This window comes from Cupriavidus sp. GA3-3 (assembly GCF_000389805.1).
In the GTDB taxonomy this organism is placed as follows: domain Bacteria; phylum Pseudomonadota; class Gammaproteobacteria; order Burkholderiales; family Burkholderiaceae; genus Cupriavidus; species Cupriavidus necator_D.
Map to the genome: position 1 here is coordinate 99,802 of NZ_KB944504.1, position 15,383 is coordinate 115,184.

Annotated in this window: 15 protein-coding genes; 4 read left to right on the forward strand and 11 right to left on the reverse strand. The window is 66.5% G+C overall.

Annotated features, from left to right (window positions below; translation table 11 throughout):
* The 7 genes from C265_RS28955 to C265_RS28985 all read right to left on the reverse strand — a co-directional run.
* Positions 1-745, reverse strand: a 745-nt coding sequence (locus C265_RS28955) for an ABC transporter ATP-binding protein (RefSeq protein WP_010812506.1), incomplete at its 3' end; no start/stop codon positions are given.
* A gap of 49 nt (positions 746-794) precedes the next feature.
* The gene (locus C265_RS28960; protein WP_010812507.1) at positions 795-1,484 is read right to left on the reverse strand and encodes a DUF2848 domain-containing protein; all 690 of its coding nucleotides are present in this window, start codon (positions 1,482-1,484) and stop codon (positions 795-797) included.
* A 67-nt stretch (positions 1,485-1,551) separates the two neighbouring features.
* On the reverse strand, positions 1,552-2,778 hold the full coding sequence (locus tag C265_RS28965) for an ABC transporter substrate-binding protein (protein WP_010812508.1): 1,227 nt from the start codon (positions 2,776-2,778) through the stop codon (positions 1,552-1,554).
* A 47-nt stretch (positions 2,779-2,825) separates the two neighbouring features.
* A complete protein-coding gene (locus C265_RS28970) occupies positions 2,826-4,169 on the reverse strand; it encodes an amidase (protein ID WP_010812509.1) in 1,344 nt (447 codons plus the stop codon).
* 2 nt (positions 4,170-4,171) lie between these two features.
* On the reverse strand, positions 4,172-4,552 hold the full coding sequence (locus C265_RS28975; RefSeq protein ID WP_010812510.1) for a cupin domain-containing protein: 381 nt from the start codon (positions 4,550-4,552) through the stop codon (positions 4,172-4,174).
* 45 nt (positions 4,553-4,597) lie between these two features.
* Complete coding sequence (locus C265_RS28980; RefSeq protein ID WP_010812511.1) at positions 4,598-6,082, reverse strand: 4-hydroxyphenylacetate 3-hydroxylase family protein; 1,485 nt, start codon at positions 6,080-6,082, stop codon at positions 4,598-4,600.
* Positions 6,083-6,118: 36 nt separating this feature from the next.
* Complete coding sequence (locus C265_RS28985; protein WP_010812512.1) at positions 6,119-6,652, reverse strand: flavin reductase family protein; 534 nt, start codon at positions 6,650-6,652, stop codon at positions 6,119-6,121.
* Positions 6,653-7,021: 369 nt separating this feature from the next.
* Here C265_RS28985 and C265_RS28990 point away from each other — a divergent pair, with 369 nt between their 5' ends.
* Positions 7,022-8,245 (forward strand): IscS subfamily cysteine desulfurase, encoded by a 1,224-nt coding sequence (locus C265_RS28990; RefSeq protein ID WP_010812513.1) that lies wholly within the window; start codon positions 7,022-7,024, stop codon positions 8,243-8,245.
* On the opposite strand, the gene C265_RS28995 is transcribed toward C265_RS28990, so the two are convergent.
* Positions 8,242-8,784, reverse strand: coding sequence for a MarR family winged helix-turn-helix transcriptional regulator (locus C265_RS28995; protein ID WP_010812514.1), 543 nt, complete (start codon positions 8,782-8,784; stop codon positions 8,242-8,244). The genes C265_RS28990 and C265_RS28995 overlap by 4 nt on opposite strands.
* Before the next feature lie 108 nt (positions 8,785-8,892).
* Between C265_RS28995 and C265_RS29000 the strand changes: the two genes are divergently transcribed.
* Positions 8,893-9,474 (forward strand): nuclear transport factor 2 family protein, encoded by a 582-nt coding sequence (locus C265_RS29000; protein WP_010812515.1) that lies wholly within the window; start codon positions 8,893-8,895, stop codon positions 9,472-9,474.
* A 10-nt stretch (positions 9,475-9,484) separates the two neighbouring features.
* Here C265_RS29000 and C265_RS29005 read toward each other — a convergent pair whose 3' ends face one another.
* Both C265_RS29005 and C265_RS29010 read right to left on the reverse strand, forming a co-directional pair.
* Complete coding sequence (locus tag C265_RS29005; protein ID WP_010812516.1) at positions 9,485-10,657, reverse strand: M20 aminoacylase family protein; 1,173 nt, start codon at positions 10,655-10,657, stop codon at positions 9,485-9,487.
* 25 nt (positions 10,658-10,682) lie between these two features.
* Positions 10,683-12,026 carry a DUF3100 domain-containing protein gene (locus C265_RS29010; RefSeq protein ID WP_010812517.1) on the reverse strand — a complete coding sequence of 448 codons (1,344 nt, stop codon included), beginning with the start codon at positions 12,024-12,026 and terminating at the stop codon, positions 10,683-10,685.
* Between the two features lie 187 nt (positions 12,027-12,213).
* Here C265_RS29010 and C265_RS29015 point away from each other — a divergent pair, with 187 nt between their 5' ends.
* Entirely contained in the window at positions 12,214-13,134 is a 921-nt protein-coding gene (locus C265_RS29015; protein WP_010812518.1) for a LysR family transcriptional regulator, read from the forward strand.
* 18 nt (positions 13,135-13,152) lie between these two features.
* On the opposite strand, the gene C265_RS29020 is transcribed toward C265_RS29015, so the two are convergent.
* The gene (locus C265_RS29020; RefSeq protein ID WP_010812519.1) at positions 13,153-14,388 is read right to left on the reverse strand and encodes a CaiB/BaiF CoA-transferase family protein; all 1,236 of its coding nucleotides are present in this window, start codon (positions 14,386-14,388) and stop codon (positions 13,153-13,155) included.
* A gap of 125 nt (positions 14,389-14,513) precedes the next feature.
* On the opposite strand from C265_RS29020, the gene C265_RS29025 reads away from it, so the two are divergent.
* Positions 14,514-15,359 (forward strand): IclR family transcriptional regulator, encoded by an 846-nt coding sequence (locus C265_RS29025; RefSeq protein ID WP_371258387.1) that lies wholly within the window; start codon positions 14,514-14,516, stop codon positions 15,357-15,359.
* Positions 15,360-15,383: the final 24 nt, after the last annotated feature.

The following is a 15,383-nucleotide window of genomic DNA, read 5'->3' on the forward strand; positions in this document are numbered from 1 at the left end:
CGGTGCCCATGTAGGCCTCCATCACGCGCGGGTCCCTGGACACTTCCGCATACGGGCCTTCGGCCAGGATCGCGCCACGCTGCAGCACGGTGATCTTGTCAGCGATCGACGAGACCACGCTCATGTTGTGTTCCACCATCAGGATGGTGCGGCCCGCCGAGACCTTCCTGATCAGCTGCGTGACGCGGTCCACGTCTTCGTGGCCCATGCCCTGCGTGGGCTCGTCGAGCAGCATCAGCTCGGGCTCCATCGCCAGCGTGGTGGCGATCTCCAGCGCGCGCTTGCGGCCGTACGGCAGGTTCACCGTCAGCGTCTGCGCGAACTCGGTCAGGCCGACCTGCTCTAGCAGCTCCATGGCGCGGTCGTTGAGCACATCGAGCGAGCGCTCGCTGCGCCAGAACTGGTACGCCGTGCCCAGCTGCCGCTGCAGCCCGATGCGCACGTTCTCCATCACCGTCAGGTGCGGGAACACCGCCGAGATCTGGAACGAGCGGATCATGCCCCGCCGCGCGATTTGCGCGGGTTTTTCGCGGGTGATGTCGATGCCGTTGAAAAGAATGGTGCCGGTGGTCGGCTCCAGGAACTTGGTGAGCAGGTTGAAGCAAGTCGTCTTGCCTGCGCCGTTGGGGCCGATCAATGCATGGATCGACCCGCGGCGGACTTGCAGGTTGACATCGCTCACCGCGGTAAAGCCGCGGAAGGCCTTGCCGAGGTTGCGGGTCTCTAGTATCAGGTCGTGGTGCATGGCCTTGACTCCGTGGCGCTGCCGTTTCGGTTGGAATCGCGCGGCATGCTTAGCCCGCCACGGGCAGCGCCGCGACCGCGTAGGCGTGGCGCAGCGTGCGCCCCAGCACCGGGTCTTCCAGCTCGATCTCGAAGCGCTCGGCCGGGCGGATGCCGCCGATCGCGGGCAGCGTGCCGCACAGCATGGCCGAGCCTTCGCCAAAGTCGCCGCCATGGCCGCTGAAGCGCTGCAGCAGGTCCGCAGGAGAGCGCATGGCGGTCACCGGACCTTCCTGGTACAGCACGCGCTCGCCGTCGATGGTGGCGTAGGAGCGCAGCATCAGCCGGTCCCAGTGGCCTTCCACCTCGGCAAGGCGCCACAAGGCCGGGGCGCAGGGCTTCTCGCACATCTGCTTGGACACGGTGATGCCGTAGGTCTCGGCTTCGCGGTCGGTATGGTCCGAGGCAATGCCCACCAGGATTTCATCGCCGTCCCGTACCAGCAGGAACTCGGCTTCCCCGCTGCTGGCCTCGCCACTGACCTGGATCTCCGGGGCCGGCCCCAGGCGTTGCGCAGCGACGCGATAGAACACCGGCGTATAGGGCGGGCGCTTCACGCCCAACTCCTCCAGTTCGCGGATATGGGCTTCCATGGCTTCGACGTCGCGCCCGGTCCATCCCGCCACGATGAGCTGATGGATGGTGACGGTGCGCTGCGACTTGCCCTGGCAGCTGTCGAGTTCAAAGGTAAGGGTCTGCATGATCGGTTGCTCTCTGCAATGGGGTGGAGTGCCGGCTGGAATGCCGGCCTCGATGAGGGATGTGGGCTTACTTCCTGACCAGCGGGCAAGTGCTTGCGCTGAGCGGGCGGAACGCTTCGCTCGCGGGAATCACGCTCTTGATCTTGTAGTAGTCCCAAGGGCGCTTGGACTCCTGCGGCCGCTTCACTTCGACCAGGTACATGTCGTGCACCATCAGGCCGTCGGCGCGGATCGTGCCGTTCTTCGCAAAGAAGTCATTGACCGGGGTCTCGCGCATGCGGGCCAGCACGGCATCGCTGTCGTCGGTTCGCGCGGCCTGGATCGCCTTCAGGTAATGCGTGGTCGACGAATACACGCCGGCATGCACCAGGGTCGGCATGCGCCCGGTCTTGTCGAAGAAGCGTTGCGACCAGGCGCGCGTGGCGTCGTCGCGATCCCAGTAGAACGATGTGGTCAGCGTCATGCCCTGCGCGGCTTGCAGCCCCAGGCTGTGGATATCGCTGATAAACATGTGAAGCCCGGCCAGCTTCTGCTTGCCCGCGGTGTTGATGCCGAAATCCGCGGCGGTCTTGATCGCATTGACCGTGTCGGAGCCAGCGTTGGCCAAACCGATCACCTTCGCACCCGAGGACTGTCCCTGCAGCAGGTAGGACGACAGGTCGGCGGAGTTGATCGGATGCCTGGCCTTGCCCTTCAGGGTACCGCCGACACTGGACAGCGCCTCGGTGCCGTCCTTCTCCAGCGACGCGCCCAGGGCGTAGTCGACCGTCAGGAAGTACCAGCTGTGGTCGCCGCGCCGGGCCAGCGCCTTGACCGTGTTGGCGGCAAAGGCGTAGGTGTCGTACGAATACTGGATGGTGTAGGGCGAGCAGTCTTCATTGCTCAGGCGCGTGGTGCCGGCACCGCTGGCGATGACGATCTTGTGCTTGAGCTTGCCCAGGTTGGATACCGCCAGCGCGACCGAGGACGGCAGGGCGTCCTGGATCACGTCGACCTTCTGGTTGTCGAACCAGCCGCGCGCCAGCGTGGCGGCGACGTCGGTCTTGTTCTGGTGGTCGGCGCTGACCACCTGGATGGGGGCGCCCAGCACCTTGCCGCCGAAATCGTCCACGGCCATCTGCGCGGCCACCACCGAGCCCTTGCCGCCGATATCGGAAAAGATCGACGACATGTCGGTCAGCACACCGATCTTGACCACGCCGTCGCTGATGGGGGCCGGGTCGGCTGCGGAAGCAGTCGCCGCGAACAGGGTGGCGCAGGCCAGTACGGCGGCGCCGGTACGGATATCAGGCATTGTTGTCTCCACTGTAGTTATGGGTACTTCTGTACTGTTGCGGGGGCTCAACCCCGCTCGTGCCGCAATGCCCCCTCGATGCCCATACCGATGGCCAGCAGCCTGCGGTCGGACAGGTGGCGCCCGAACAGCATCAGCCCCACCGGTGCGTCGCCCGGGCGATGGCACGGGACCGACAGCGCGCACAGGTCGAGCATGTTGGCGATGGCCGGGTTGCGCAGCAGCAGCCGGTTGGTGCTGAAGAAGGCTTCGTCGTCGTCCAGGTCCGCGATGCGCGGCGCCACGACCGGCACGGTGGGCAGGACCACGGCATCGAATCCCGCCAGCTCGGCATCGGCCTGCCGGCACAGCTCGCCCCGGCGCTGCAGCATGCGCAGGTAGTCGGCGGCACGCTGCCCGTCAGCCAGCCGGATGCGCGACAGCACGCGCGGGTCATATCGATCGGCCTGCTCAGCCAGCAGGCTGCCATGCCAGGCACTGGCTTCCGCTGCGACCAGGCCGCCGTTCGCGCCGATGCCGGCCAGCTGGTCCCAGCTGTCGAAGCTCACGTCCTGCAGCAGCGCGCCCGCCGCGGACAGCCGGCGCAGCGTGCGGCTGAAGACCTCGGCCACCTCGTCCGACATGCCTTCCAGCACCAGGCCGGTGGGCACCGCCAGGCGCAGCCCTGCCAGCGGCGCCGGCCCCGCGGGCGGCACCTCGCCCGCCATCACGGCATCAACTGCGGCGCAGCACGCCACAGTGTTGGCCAGGCAGCCCACCGAGTCATAGCTGGGCGACAACGGCACCGTGCCCTGCAGCGGCACGCGCCGCGCCGTGGGCTTGAAGCCGGCGATGCCGCACAACGCGGCCGGGATCCGGCACGAACCGCCGGTGTCGGAGCCGATCGCGGCCAGGGCCATGCCGTCGGTCACCGACACCGCAGCCCCCGACGACGAGCCACCGGGAATGCGGCCCGCCTGCCGGTCGTAGGGATTGCGTGGCGTGCCGTAGTGCGGATTGATGCCGACGCCCGAGTAGGCGAACTCGGTCATATTGGTACGCCCGACAAACACCGCCCCCGCCGCACGCAAGCGCGCAATGACCGGCGCGTCGGCACTGGCCGCACGCTCCGGCAGCACACGTGCGCCGGCGCGAGTCACGTCGCCCTGCACGTCGAACAGGTCCTTCACGGACACCGGCACGCCCGCCAGCGGGCCGGCCACGCCCTGCTCGCGCAGCATGTCGCTGGCCTGGGCCTGCTTGCGCGCCGCCATGCTCACGCCATGCGGGAATACGCGCGCGCCCTCGCCGCCTGGATTGCAGATACGTTCGACGCATGACGCCAGCAGGGACAGCGCGTTGGCGCTGCCCGCGGCAAGCTGGCGCTGCGCGGTTGCGATAGTCGCTTCCATGATCAGGCCGGGTCGTAGTAGTGGATCTCCAGCAGCATGCAGCCGCCGTCTGACTTGAACGGGCCATGGAAGGCGCCGGGCGGGCGGCAGGCGTAGGTGTTGGGGACGAAGGCCTCGCCGCCCTTGCCATTGGCGTCGTTGCCGACGGTCAGGTCGCCGCTGAGCAGGTAGACCTCTTCCCAGTACTCATGCACGAAGGGCGAGGTGGTGAACACGCCGGGCTGGAAACGCAGCAGGCGCGTACGGCTGCCGCTGCGGCCGTTCTCGTCCAGCGAGCCGGACAGGATCTTCTGCTGGATACCCGACGGATAGCCGTGGGGGACCTCCCAGCCGGACTCCAGGTCCAGGGTGTGGAACTCGTCGTGAAGTTTGGTGATTGCCATGTCGATCTCAGTGTTCGATGCGGGAATTGGGAAAGGTGCGGAAAGTCAGGCGGCCTGCGGCAGCTTGGCCAGTTCGCTTTCAAGGGAATAGCTGCCGAGCATGTTGTCGACCAGGCCGGATGCGTTCTGCCAGTCGTAGGTGCGATAGGCATGCCCCTTGGTGACAAAGGTGGCGCCGGCATAGAACATCTCGTACTGGTTGTGGCGCGACGCAAACTCGGAGCCGACCGCGTCCCAGGCGAGCTTGAAGAACTTGACGCGCTCTTCCGGGCTGCACACCGGCGACTTCTGCGTCTTGGCGATGATCCCGGCGAGCGACGGATTGGCGAAATCCTCGATGCTCGACGGCAGCATGATCATGCCGCCGCCGGCCAGCTCGCGCAGCGTGGCCAGCACCTTGCCGTAGAGCTGCTGGGTCACCACCTGCGAGCCGTACAGCATGCTGCGGTCCGGCACGAAGTAGCCATGCTTGCCGACCTGGCCCTTGGCCTCCATGCCGTAGACCCAGGCCTCGACCATGCCTGCTTCGGCGGCGAGCTGGCCCAGCATTTCCCTGACCTGCGGGAAGCTGTTGGTGCCGTTGATCTCGGTGATGCGGTGCGCCAGGCCCACCAGGAAACGCAGCTTCACCATCAGCCGCACCTGGCACTGGTAGTTCTGGTAGACGTGCGCCGGCGTGGCGTGGAATTGCCTGGCGCACAAGCCCACGTCGCCCGCGACGAAGATGCGCTCCCACGGCACCTTGACGTCGTCGAAATAGAGCACCGCGTCGTTCTCGTCAAAGCGGCTGGCCAGCGGGTTGTCGAACACCGAGGTGGCATTGGCTTCATACGACTTGCGCGACATCACCTTCAGGCCCTTGGTGTTCATCGGCACCGCGAAGGACAGCGCATACATCTCGTCGCCCTCGCGCAGCGGCTGGATGCAGCTGCAGAAGACCTCGTTGGCCATGATGCCGCTGGTCGCCAGCATCTTGGCGCCGCGCACGGTGATGCCCTCCGCGTCCTGGTCGACGATGCCCACCGCCAGGTACTTGTCTTCCTGCTCGTGCGCGGACTTGGACTGGTTGGCCTGCGGGTTGACGATCACATAGGTGAGGAACAGGTCGTTGTCGCGGGCATAGCGGTAGTAGTCGCGCAGCGCGCCGGCACGTGCCGGATCGGCCTGCTCGAAGACATCGATGCCCATGTACATGCCCGAGATGCAGGAAGCCACGTGGTCGGGCGAGCGGCCCATGAAGCCGTAGTGCAGTTCGGTCCAGGCTTCCAGCATCTGGCGGCGTTCGACCAGTTCGTTGTAGCTGGCCGGCAGCTCCCAGATCCGGCTGACGCGCCGGTCGGTGCCCGCCGGCTGGAAGGTCATCTTGTCGATATTGCCCGGCTGCGCCTGGAAGTCGTAGAGGTTGGCGTAGCTGCGGATCGAATTGCGGAAGGCCGGATGGCTGGTGACGTCCGTCACCCGCTTGCCGTCCAGGTACACCTCGCGGCCATCGCGCAGCATGGCGATGTGCTGGTTACCGGTCTTGATCATGTCGTTCTCCTGTGCTGACTGTCTGTTCTTGTGGATTCAGGCGGCGGCCGGGCTGTCTTCCAGTGCCCGGTACTTGCCGCCAAAGAAGATGAGTGGCCGGCCGTCCTGGCGGGCCTGATGGCGAAGCACCCGCCCGATAAAGATCACGTGGTCGCCGCCGTCGTGCATGGCATAGGGCTCGCACTCGAAGGTAGCCAGCGCGTCCGGCAGCAGCACGTGGCTGTCCTCGTTGCGCTTGCTGAAACCGATGCCTTCCCACTTGCCGGAATTGGCCCTGGCGAAGCGGTTCGAGATATCCTGCTGCGCCTCGGCCAGCACGTTGACGGCATAGCGCCGCGCGCTGCGCAGGTCGCCCAGGCTCAGGCAGCGGCGGTCCACCGAGAACAGCACCAGCGGCGGGTCCAGCGATACCGAGTTGAACGACGCCACCGTGATGCCGACCGGCAGCCCTTCTTCGCGCGGCGCGGTAATCACGGCGACGCCTGTTGCAAACATCGCCAACGCATTTCTGAAGCGGCGCTGCGCTTCGGCGTCCACATTGACGCCCTGACCGACAGATGACTCAGCCATCACGACTCCTACGCAAGTGTTGTCACCAAACCTGTTATTTTGTTTATTTACCTTTGTAACTTAGGTTTTATTGAATGCTATAAAACAACGGCATTCAAGTTGGTGGAAACCCTAGAGTGCGGAGCCGGACAGCTCCCGAGGCGACTCAATGAAATCCGGAAACCGTTGCTGGACAAGTTTTTCCGGCTAGCGGACAGGTGGCGCCACGCGGCCTGAATTGCAACTGTCCGCGCGTCAAGCAACCCTACCGGCAGCATGGCGCTGCCGCGAACGGCCGCTACCCGGTGCTAGACTCGGCCCCACTTTCCTTGACCAGCGGGTACGCTTTGCCCACGGTCGTCCCCACATCCGCCTCCAGGAATGAGCGCCATGCAATCCGAGCCGAAGACCCTTCCGATCTACATGGACTACAGCGCGACGACACCGGTCGACACCCGGGTCGTCGAGAAGATGGTTCCCTACCTGCATCAGCAGTTCGGCAACCCCGCATCGCGCAGCCATTACTACGGCTGGCAGGCGGAAGAGGCAGTCGAGGCCGCGCGCGCGCATGTGGCGGCGCTGCTGAATGCGGACCCGCGCGAGATCATCTGGACCTCCGGCGCGACCGAGGGCAACAACCTGGCGATCAAGGGCGCGGCGCATTTCTATCGCGGCAAGGGCAACCACATCATCACGGTCAAGACCGAGCACAAGGCGGTGCTCGATACCTGCCGCGAACTGGAGCGGCAGGGCTTTGAGGTGACCTATCTCGACGTCGGCACCGACGGCCTGGTCGACCTTGACGCGCTGCGCGCGGCCATGCGGCCGGACACCATCCTGGTTTCGGTGATGATGGTCAACAATGAGATCGGCGTGATCCAGCCAGTTGCGCAGATCGGCGAGCTATGCCGCGCGACGGGGGTGGTGTTCCATTGCGATGCGGTGCAGGCCGCCGGCAAGATCGCCATCGACCTGGATACCCTGAAGATCGACCTGCTCACCGTGACGGCGCACAAGGTCTATGGCCCGAAAGGCATCGGCGCGCTCTACGTGCGGCGCAAGCCGCGCATCCGCATCGAGGCGCAGATCCACGGCGGCGGGCATGAGCGCGGCATGCGCTCAGGCACCCTGCCAACGCACCAGATCGTGGGCATGGGCGAAGCCTTCAGGCTGGCAAAGCTGGAACTTGCGGAGGAAGCGCGCCGCGTGGGCGCGTTGCGCGACCGGTTGCTGGCGGGGCTGTCGCGGCTGGACGAGGTCTACGTCAACGGCAGCCTGGCGCACCGTATCCCGCACAACCTGAACATCAGCTTCAACTATGTCGAAGGCGAATCGCTGATCATGGGCATCAAGGACGTGGCGGTGTCGTCGGGCTCGGCCTGCACCTCGGCTTCACTGGAGCCCTCGTTCGTGCTGCGGGCGCTGGGCCGCAGCGACGAGCTGGCACATAGCTCGATCCGCTTTACGCTTGGGCGCTACACCACCGAGGCAGAGGTGGACGAGGTCATCCGGCAGGTCAGCGAGACCGTTACCCGCCTGCGTGAACTGAGCCCGCTATGGGAGATGCACCAGGAGGGCATCGATGTCGGCACGGTGCAGTGGGCCGCGCACTAGCCTTTCTGCCGGCGCGCCTGCAGGTGTTCGAGATCCAGCGCGGCGCGATCGCCGTTGGCGACCAGCCGGTCGACCACCGAACACAGCACCTTGAATTCGGTGCGGGAAACGCCGTCGAACAATACGTCGTTGATCTGCTGCTGCACCGGCAGCAGTTCATTGAGCAGACGCGTCCCGGCGGCGGTGATGGTCAGACGCATCTTGCGCTTGTCTTCGGGATGGGCCTTCTTGTCGATCAGCCCCAGCTTCTTGAGCTTGCCGGTCTCGATGGTGATGAACGGGCCGCTCAGGTGCAGATGGTCGGCGAGCTGGTTGACCGTCACCTCGCCTTGCTGCGACAGGTGCAGGATCGAGCGGATCAGCGAGTACTGGACCCCCGTCAGGCCGATCAGGCTGCCAAAGCCGTCGCGCACGGACAGCAGGCGCGCGGCAAACGGCAGCAGGCCATTCACCAGGTGCCGGAATTCACGGTCCGAGCCGTCGACCAGGCACGCCGGATGCGTTACGGTCAGGTTCTTATTTGCAGGAGTCGTTGCCATCGGCGGTATGTCCACTTAGCTTTTGATACAAGCTTTGTGCCAAATTCTAACAAACTCGCCGCAACACCCTGGCCGCCCCGCCTTTCAACCCATACCCCCGAGTCCAGCATGAACACAATCCCGCTCGCCACCGCCAAAGCCCGGCTGGCCCAATACGTCGAGGCCAAGGACAACAACCGCCCGGCGCTGATCCACGAAGCCTTTGCTCCGGATGCGTCGCTGACCTTCTCGATCGATACCGACTCCATCAGCTTTCCGCCCAAGGCCGAAGGCGCGGATGCCATTGCCTCGACGCTGGTCAGCGAGTTTGCGAAGACGTTCGACCGCTGCCGGACCTACTACATCGGCGACGTTGCGGCCGCGCTGGACGGCAACGCCATGACGATCCCCTGGCTGGTGGTGATGCGGGAAACCGCGGCCAGCGCCTTGCGCGTCGGCAAGGGCCATTACCGCTGGGGCTTTGCCGCCGGCGATGACGGCACGTACCGTATCGCCAGCCTGCATATCCATATCGAACGGATGGACACGATCGCCGATCCCGGCGCGGTCACGCTGGCGGCCCTGCAGGCGGCGCTGCCCTATCCCTGGCTGCCGGCGCCGGTGCTGGCTGCCGCCATCGAAGCGCACACCGGCGCGCAGCCCGCGCTGGGCTTCCTGAACGTGTTCGCGCAAGCAGCCCGCAGGTCCTGACGGGCGCGGATCATCTGGCCGGCAATTGCTGCGCGACCAGCGCCACCCAATACGCCGCGCCCAGCGGCAGGATCCTGTCGTTGAAGTCATAGTAGGGATTGTGCAGGGGCGGGTCTTCCGCGCTCTCGCCGGCGCCGATGCCGATATAAGCGCCGGGGCGCTTTTCCAGCATGAAGGCGAAGTCCTCCGATCCCATTGCCGGCTTGATATCGGTCTTCACGTTGTCGGCGCCCACCAGTTGCGCGGCGGCGGCAATGGCGGCGTCGGTCTCGGCGGGGGTGTTGACCACGCCGGGGTAGCCGGGGCGGTAGTCAATCGCGATCCGCGCCTCGTGGGTCGTGCCCACGCCCTCGCAGATCTGCCGCATCGCCGTCTGCGTGCGATCCCGCACGGCGGGGTTCAGCGTGCGGATGGTGCCGCGCAGCACCACCGACTCAGGCAGCACGTTCCAGGTATCGCCGCCGTGGATCTGCGTGATGCTGACCACGACCGAATCGGTGGGATCGGTGCGGCGGCTGGCAATGGTCTGCAGCGCGGTGATCAGGTGCGCGGACACGACCACGGAATCGATGCCGTGGTGCGGCTGGGCGCCATGCGCGCCCTTGCCGGTGATGACGATCTCGAAGTTGTCCAGGAACGCGGTCATGGTGCCGGCGCGGATGGCGAACTTGCCGCGTGGCAACTGGGGGAAGTTGTGCATGCCATAGACGGCATCGGCCGGGAACTGGTCGAACAGGCCCTCTTCCACCATCACGCGGCCGCCGCCTTCATTCTCTTCGGCGGGCTGGAACACGAAATGCACCGTGCCGCGGAAGGCATCGCGGTTGCGCGACAGGTGCGCGGCCGCACCCAGCAGCATGGCGGTATGGCCGTCGTGGCCACAGGCGTGCATCTTGCCCGCGCAGGTGGACGCGTGGGCGGCCTTGCCCAGCTCCTGCATGTTCAGCGCATCCAGGTCCGCGCGCAGCGCGATGCTGGGGCCGTCGCCGTTGCGCAGCGTGCCGACCACGCCCGTCGTCGCCAGTCCCCGCTGCACTTCGATGTCCATCAAACCCAGCGCCTGCGCCACGATGCCAGCGGTGCGGTGTTCTTCGAATGCGGTTTCCGGAACAGCGTGGATGTCGCGGCGCCAGGCCAGCATGTCCTGGCGGATGTCGTCGGCAATATCGGGGTCGCGGTACATGGGTAATCTCTGCTACGGGTGGGATTCAGTGGAAGAACTCGGCAATCAGCGTGGCGCCGAGGAAGGTGCCGGCCGTGGCCGTCAGCGACACCACCACGATGCGCCAGCCGAGCAGCCGGAACACCGGCAGGTCCTTGGCCACCGAGAAGCCCGCCAGCGCCAGCACCGGCGTGGTGAAGGTCATGAAGTTGAGTTTTTCCGTCATGGCGATGACGGCATCGGAGAACGGGAACATCCCCGGCACGCCGATCAGCGTGACCGCCACCGACATCGTCAGCAGCAGCGGCACGCGCGGGAACACGCGCTTGAGCAGGTCGCAGGCCGCCACAATGGCAATGGCTACCAGGATGCCCTTGAGCGATACCGGCAGCGGCACGTTGTATGACAGCTTGTTGCCGATCAGCACGCCGGCACCAACCAGGAACCAGCCCAGCGCGGCATCCCGCGCCGAGGTGCCATGCGCCAGCGCGCCATCGAGCTTGACGCCCCGCACCTCGCGCATGGCGTCACGGCGCGAGAAGCGGCCCAGTACCGGCTCCAGCTTGCCGTACAGCCACGAACATAGCGGCAGCGACAGGAACAGCGTGAAATAGAAGCCGGCCACCGAGGTCAGCAGGTTCGACGCCGCGGCAATCGCCATGATCTCGGAAGCCTGTCCGGGGTGCTGCGCGACGATAGCGCCGACGGCTGCCGCCATCAGGCTGCCCGAGCCCACGCCGGCACCCATGGCCAGCGAACGCGGATCGAAGATGCCCAGGCTGCTGACAAACCCCGACAGCACCGCGATGAAGAGCGCGCCCAGCACGGTGCCGGTGATGTACTCGGCCAGCACGCCGCGGCCTTCCGGCGACGCCATGCCGTATTTCTCGCCGATGATGACGATATTGCCCTCGCGCCCGACCGAGAAGGTCGCGCCGACGGCCTCGCGCTTGATGCCTAGCAGCAAGGCCAGCGGCAGGCCCAGCGCCAGTGTCCCGAGCGCGTGCCCGAACTCCTGGAACAACAGCGCCCAGCCTGCGCCCTTGAGCTGCGGCAGCGCGCCGCCCACGGTCAGGCCGAGCTTCACCACGAACAGCAGCAGCCCGGCATTGAGCAGCCCGGTGGCAAGCGATTGCAGCGGCGCGTCGATGCGCACCGCGCGCGGCACGTTCCGGGCCGCGATGCCCCACGCCGCGGCCATCAGCAGCGCCCACAGCATCGGCATCAGCACGACCTTGCCGGGCCCCAGCTTGAACTGCACCGCGCCAATGGTTTCGGCAATCGCCACCACGACCAGCGTGACAACGGCCAGTCGTACCTTGCCACTGCCGGTGACGGCGGCAATCGGGGAAGCGGACGCAAGCGCCGGCTGGGCAATGGGGTTGGTCATCGGGTGTCTCCGCGGGAAGGCTGCTTATGTCGCACAAACGTGCTCTCTTCGGCATTCCGGTTCGATCTTGACCGCTTACCGAAGGATCGGGCTAGTATTCCGGCGCCTGAGCGTTTCATCAATGATCGTGATATGGGAAACTTGTTGCATTCAATGCAACGCTCAACCGGAGTGACACGTGCTTTCGATGGACGACAAACTGGACACGCGGCGCGTGCGTTACTTCATGCAGGTGCTCGACAGCGGCTCGGTACGCGGCGCCGCCGAAGTCCTCGACATGGACCCCTCAGCCGTCAGCCGGGCCATCGCCGTGCTGGAGAAAGACTGCGGCACGCGCCTGCTGGAGCGGCACGGCCGCGGCGTGGTTGCCACCGAGGCGGGCGATCTGCTGGCCGCCTATGTCCGCAACCAGAACAACCAGAAGCAGCAGTTGCTGGCCGAACTCGACAGCATCCAGAAGGTGGCGCGCGGCCATATCGACATCGTGGCGGGCGAAGGTTTCGTCGAATGGCTGATGCGCCATAGCCTGCGCACCTTCATGCTGGCCCACCCGGGCATCACGGTGGACCTGTCGGTGGGCAGCACCGACGAGATCGTGCAGCGCATTGTCGATGGCAGCGCCCATATCGGGCTGGTGTTCCAGCCCCCCAAGGACGCGCGGCTGCGCTGCCACCACGCCCATCCGATGCCGATCCAGACCCAGGTGCTGGCCTCGCACCCGCTGGCGCAGCTGGGCCGGCCGCTGGACCTGCAGGACCTGCTGCCCTACCCTGGCGCCACCCTGCACCGGACCTTCGGCGTGCGCCAGCACATCGAGGCCGCAGAGATCAGCGAGGGCGTGCGCCTGCAGTCGCTGCTGACCACCTCGTCATTCAATGCGCTGGGGCACTTCGCGGCGGCGGGGCTTGGCTACGTCCTGTGTACGCGCCTGGCCTTGTGGAACCAGCTTAACGAGGCGCCCGTGGTGTCGCTGCCAATGAAAAACCCCCTGCTTTACCAGGGGGAAATCCAGACCGTGTCGCGCCAGGGCCGGGTGTTGTCGCCGCCGGCGGCACGGCTGTTGCGGCAGATCGTGGGGGACTTCTCGGCGCTGATGACTGGGGAGTGAGCCTTCGCGCCCGGTGTGTCAGACCACGCCCTCCGCCCGCAGCCGGACCAGCTCCTCATCCCCGATACCAAGCCGCCCATAGACCTCGGCATTGTGTTCGCCCACATCCGGCCCGGTACGCGGTGACGGCGGCGCATAGCCCGAGAAGCGCGGCACCACGCATGGCGCCGGCACCGAGCCCAGGTCCGGATCGGGCAGCCGCACGATGGCCTGGCGCGCCGCCATCTGCGGGTCGTCGACGATATCGGCGATGCTGAATACCTTGCTGAATGGCACCTGGCACTGCTCCAGCCGGGCCGCCACGGCGGCATAGGGCTGCGCGGCAAACCATTCGGCAATGCTGCCGTCCAGCGCTTCGATATTGCGCACGCGCCCGGCGTTGGTGGCGTATTCCGGCGCCTGCGCCAGTTGCGGTGCGCCCATGGCCTCGGCCAGCCGGCGGAAGGTGGCGTCGGAGGAGGCCACTACCGTGACCCAGATCTCGTCCGCGGTGCGGTACATGTTGGACGGCGCCGCGTAGGTGGTGCGGTTGCCGGCGCGCTGGCGCACATGCCCCAACTGTTCATATTCGATGGCCAGCGGATCCAGCAGGCGGAACAACGCCTCGGTGGCGGCCAGGTCGATCTCGCGGCCGCGCTGGCCGGGCCTGGCGCGCTGCTCTGCCACCGCAGTGGCAATCGCAAACGCGCCGAACAGCCCGGCGATCATGTCCCCCACCGGGTAGTTCATATGCATCGGTCCGCTCTGCGCGGTGCCCGCCAGGTTGGTGAAGCCGCTCCTGGCTTCAAAGATGCGGGCAAAGCCGGGCCGCGCCGCATCGGGCCCGGTCTGGCCGAAGCCGGTCAGCCGCAGCACGATCAGCTTCGGGTTGGCCGCATGGAGGGTGTCGAGATCCAGCCCCCAGCGCGTGAGCGTGCCGGTGCGGAAGTTCTCGACCAGCACATCGAACTGGGGCAGCAAGCGCAGGAAGATCTCGCGGCCGCGCGGCGTGCGCACGTCGAGCGAGATGCCGCGCTTGCCGCGGTTGGTCACCTTCCAGTACAGGGCGTGGTCCTCGGTAACCGGTTCAAGCCCGCGCAGCGGATCGCTGCCGTCGGGCAGCTCCAGCTTGACCACATCGGCGCCCATGTCGGCACACAGCGTGGCGGAAAACGGGCCGGCCACCACGGTGGCCATGTCCAGGATGCGCAGTCCGGCCAGCGGGCCCGTGCAGTGTGCGTCTGGCGATACAGCGTGTGTGTCCTGGTCTTGCATGGCGGGCCTCCGGCGGCATTGGCGTCTGCTGCAAGGTGGCAGGCGGCTGGCCCGGATGCAAGCACGGTTTCGCTGTGCGGAACTGTCGTGCTACAACATTGACGCCCCCATCTCCGAATCCCAGCATGGAACCCAAGCAACCACCGCACAGCATGGACCGCAACCCGGAACACCTGCCCCTGCCCGGCCTGGCCAGCGAGGATGCACTGGCCACCGACCGCCAGTTCGCCACCAACCTGGCGCGCGGGCTGGAGGTGCTGCGTGCCTTCACGCCGTCCAGCCCGGTGCTGGGCAACCAGGACATCGTGGCGCGCACGGGGCTGCCCAAGGCGACGGTGTCGCGGCTGACCTACACGCTGGGGCTGCTCGGCTTCCTGAGCCGCGTGCCCGGCAACCAGAAGTACCGGCTGGGCGCCGGCGTGCTGGCGCTGGCCTACCCGATGCTGGCCGGGCTGGCGATCCGCCAGGTGGCGCGGCCTTATATGGAGGCCATTGCGCGGGAAACCGGCTGCACGGTGAACCTGGGCATGCGCGAGCGGCTGTCGGTGGTGTACGTGGACAGTTGCCGGCTGGATCCCGGCAACCTCTACCAGCCGGACATCGGCAGCACCCGGCCGCTGCTGGCCAGCGCGATCGGCCGCGCGATCTTGCTGGCCTGCAGCGCAGACGAGCGCACGGCGCTGCTGAACCGGCTGCGCGTGGACGATCCGGAGCGCTTCAACGTTGAGCGCCAGATGTGGGCGGACGACCAGAAGCATTTCCGCGCCCACGGCTACTGCCTGAGCCGCGGCGAGTGGCGGCCAGAGATCCACGCGATCGCGGCACCCGTGCGCCAGTCGCTGCACGAAGACCCGTTTGCGCTGAACTGCACCATCGCCGCATCGCGCAACCGCGACAACATGCTGGAGCGCGAGGTGGCGCCAAGGCTGCGCGAGGCGGTGCGGCAGATCGAACTGAGCTGCGCGCGCTAGCCGGCAGGACGCAGCAATGCACTC

What these genes read in the sequence shown, in the direction of transcription:
- C265_RS28960 (WP_010812507.1), bottom strand. Translation starts at nt 1,484, where the DNA reads ATGCAGACCCTTACCTTTGAACTCGACAGCTGCCAGGGCAAGTCGCAG.
- C265_RS28965 (WP_010812508.1), bottom strand. Translation starts at nt 2,778, where the DNA reads ATGCCTGATATCCGTACCGGCGCCGCCGTACTGGCCTGCGCCACCCTG.
- C265_RS28970 (WP_010812509.1), bottom strand. Translation starts at nt 4,169, where the DNA reads ATGGAAGCGACTATCGCAACCGCGCAGCGCCAGCTTGCCGCGGGCAGC.
- C265_RS28975 (WP_010812510.1), bottom strand. Translation starts at nt 4,552, where the DNA reads ATGGCAATCACCAAACTTCACGACGAGTTCCACACCCTGGACCTGGAG.
- C265_RS28980 (WP_010812511.1), bottom strand. Translation starts at nt 6,082, where the DNA reads ATGATCAAGACCGGTAACCAGCACATCGCCATGCTGCGCGATGGCCGC.
- C265_RS28985 (WP_010812512.1), bottom strand. Translation starts at nt 6,652, where the DNA reads ATGGCTGAGTCATCTGTCGGTCAGGGCGTCAATGTGGACGCCGAAGCG.
- C265_RS28990 (WP_010812513.1), top strand. Translation starts at nt 7,022, where the DNA reads ATGCAATCCGAGCCGAAGACCCTTCCGATCTACATGGACTACAGCGCG.
- C265_RS28995 (WP_010812514.1), bottom strand. Translation starts at nt 8,784, where the DNA reads ATGGCAACGACTCCTGCAAATAAGAACCTGACCGTAACGCATCCGGCG.
- C265_RS29000 (WP_010812515.1), top strand. Translation starts at nt 8,893, where the DNA reads ATGAACACAATCCCGCTCGCCACCGCCAAAGCCCGGCTGGCCCAATAC.
- C265_RS29005 (WP_010812516.1), bottom strand. Translation starts at nt 10,657, where the DNA reads ATGTACCGCGACCCCGATATTGCCGACGACATCCGCCAGGACATGCTG.
- C265_RS29010 (WP_010812517.1), bottom strand. Translation starts at nt 12,026, where the DNA reads ATGACCAACCCCATTGCCCAGCCGGCGCTTGCGTCCGCTTCCCCGATT.
- C265_RS29015 (WP_010812518.1), top strand. Translation starts at nt 12,214, where the DNA reads ATGGACGACAAACTGGACACGCGGCGCGTGCGTTACTTCATGCAGGTG.
- C265_RS29020 (WP_010812519.1), bottom strand. Translation starts at nt 14,388, where the DNA reads ATGCAAGACCAGGACACACACGCTGTATCGCCAGACGCACACTGCACG.
- C265_RS29025 (WP_371258387.1), top strand. Translation starts at nt 14,514, where the DNA reads ATGGAACCCAAGCAACCACCGCACAGCATGGACCGCAACCCGGAACAC.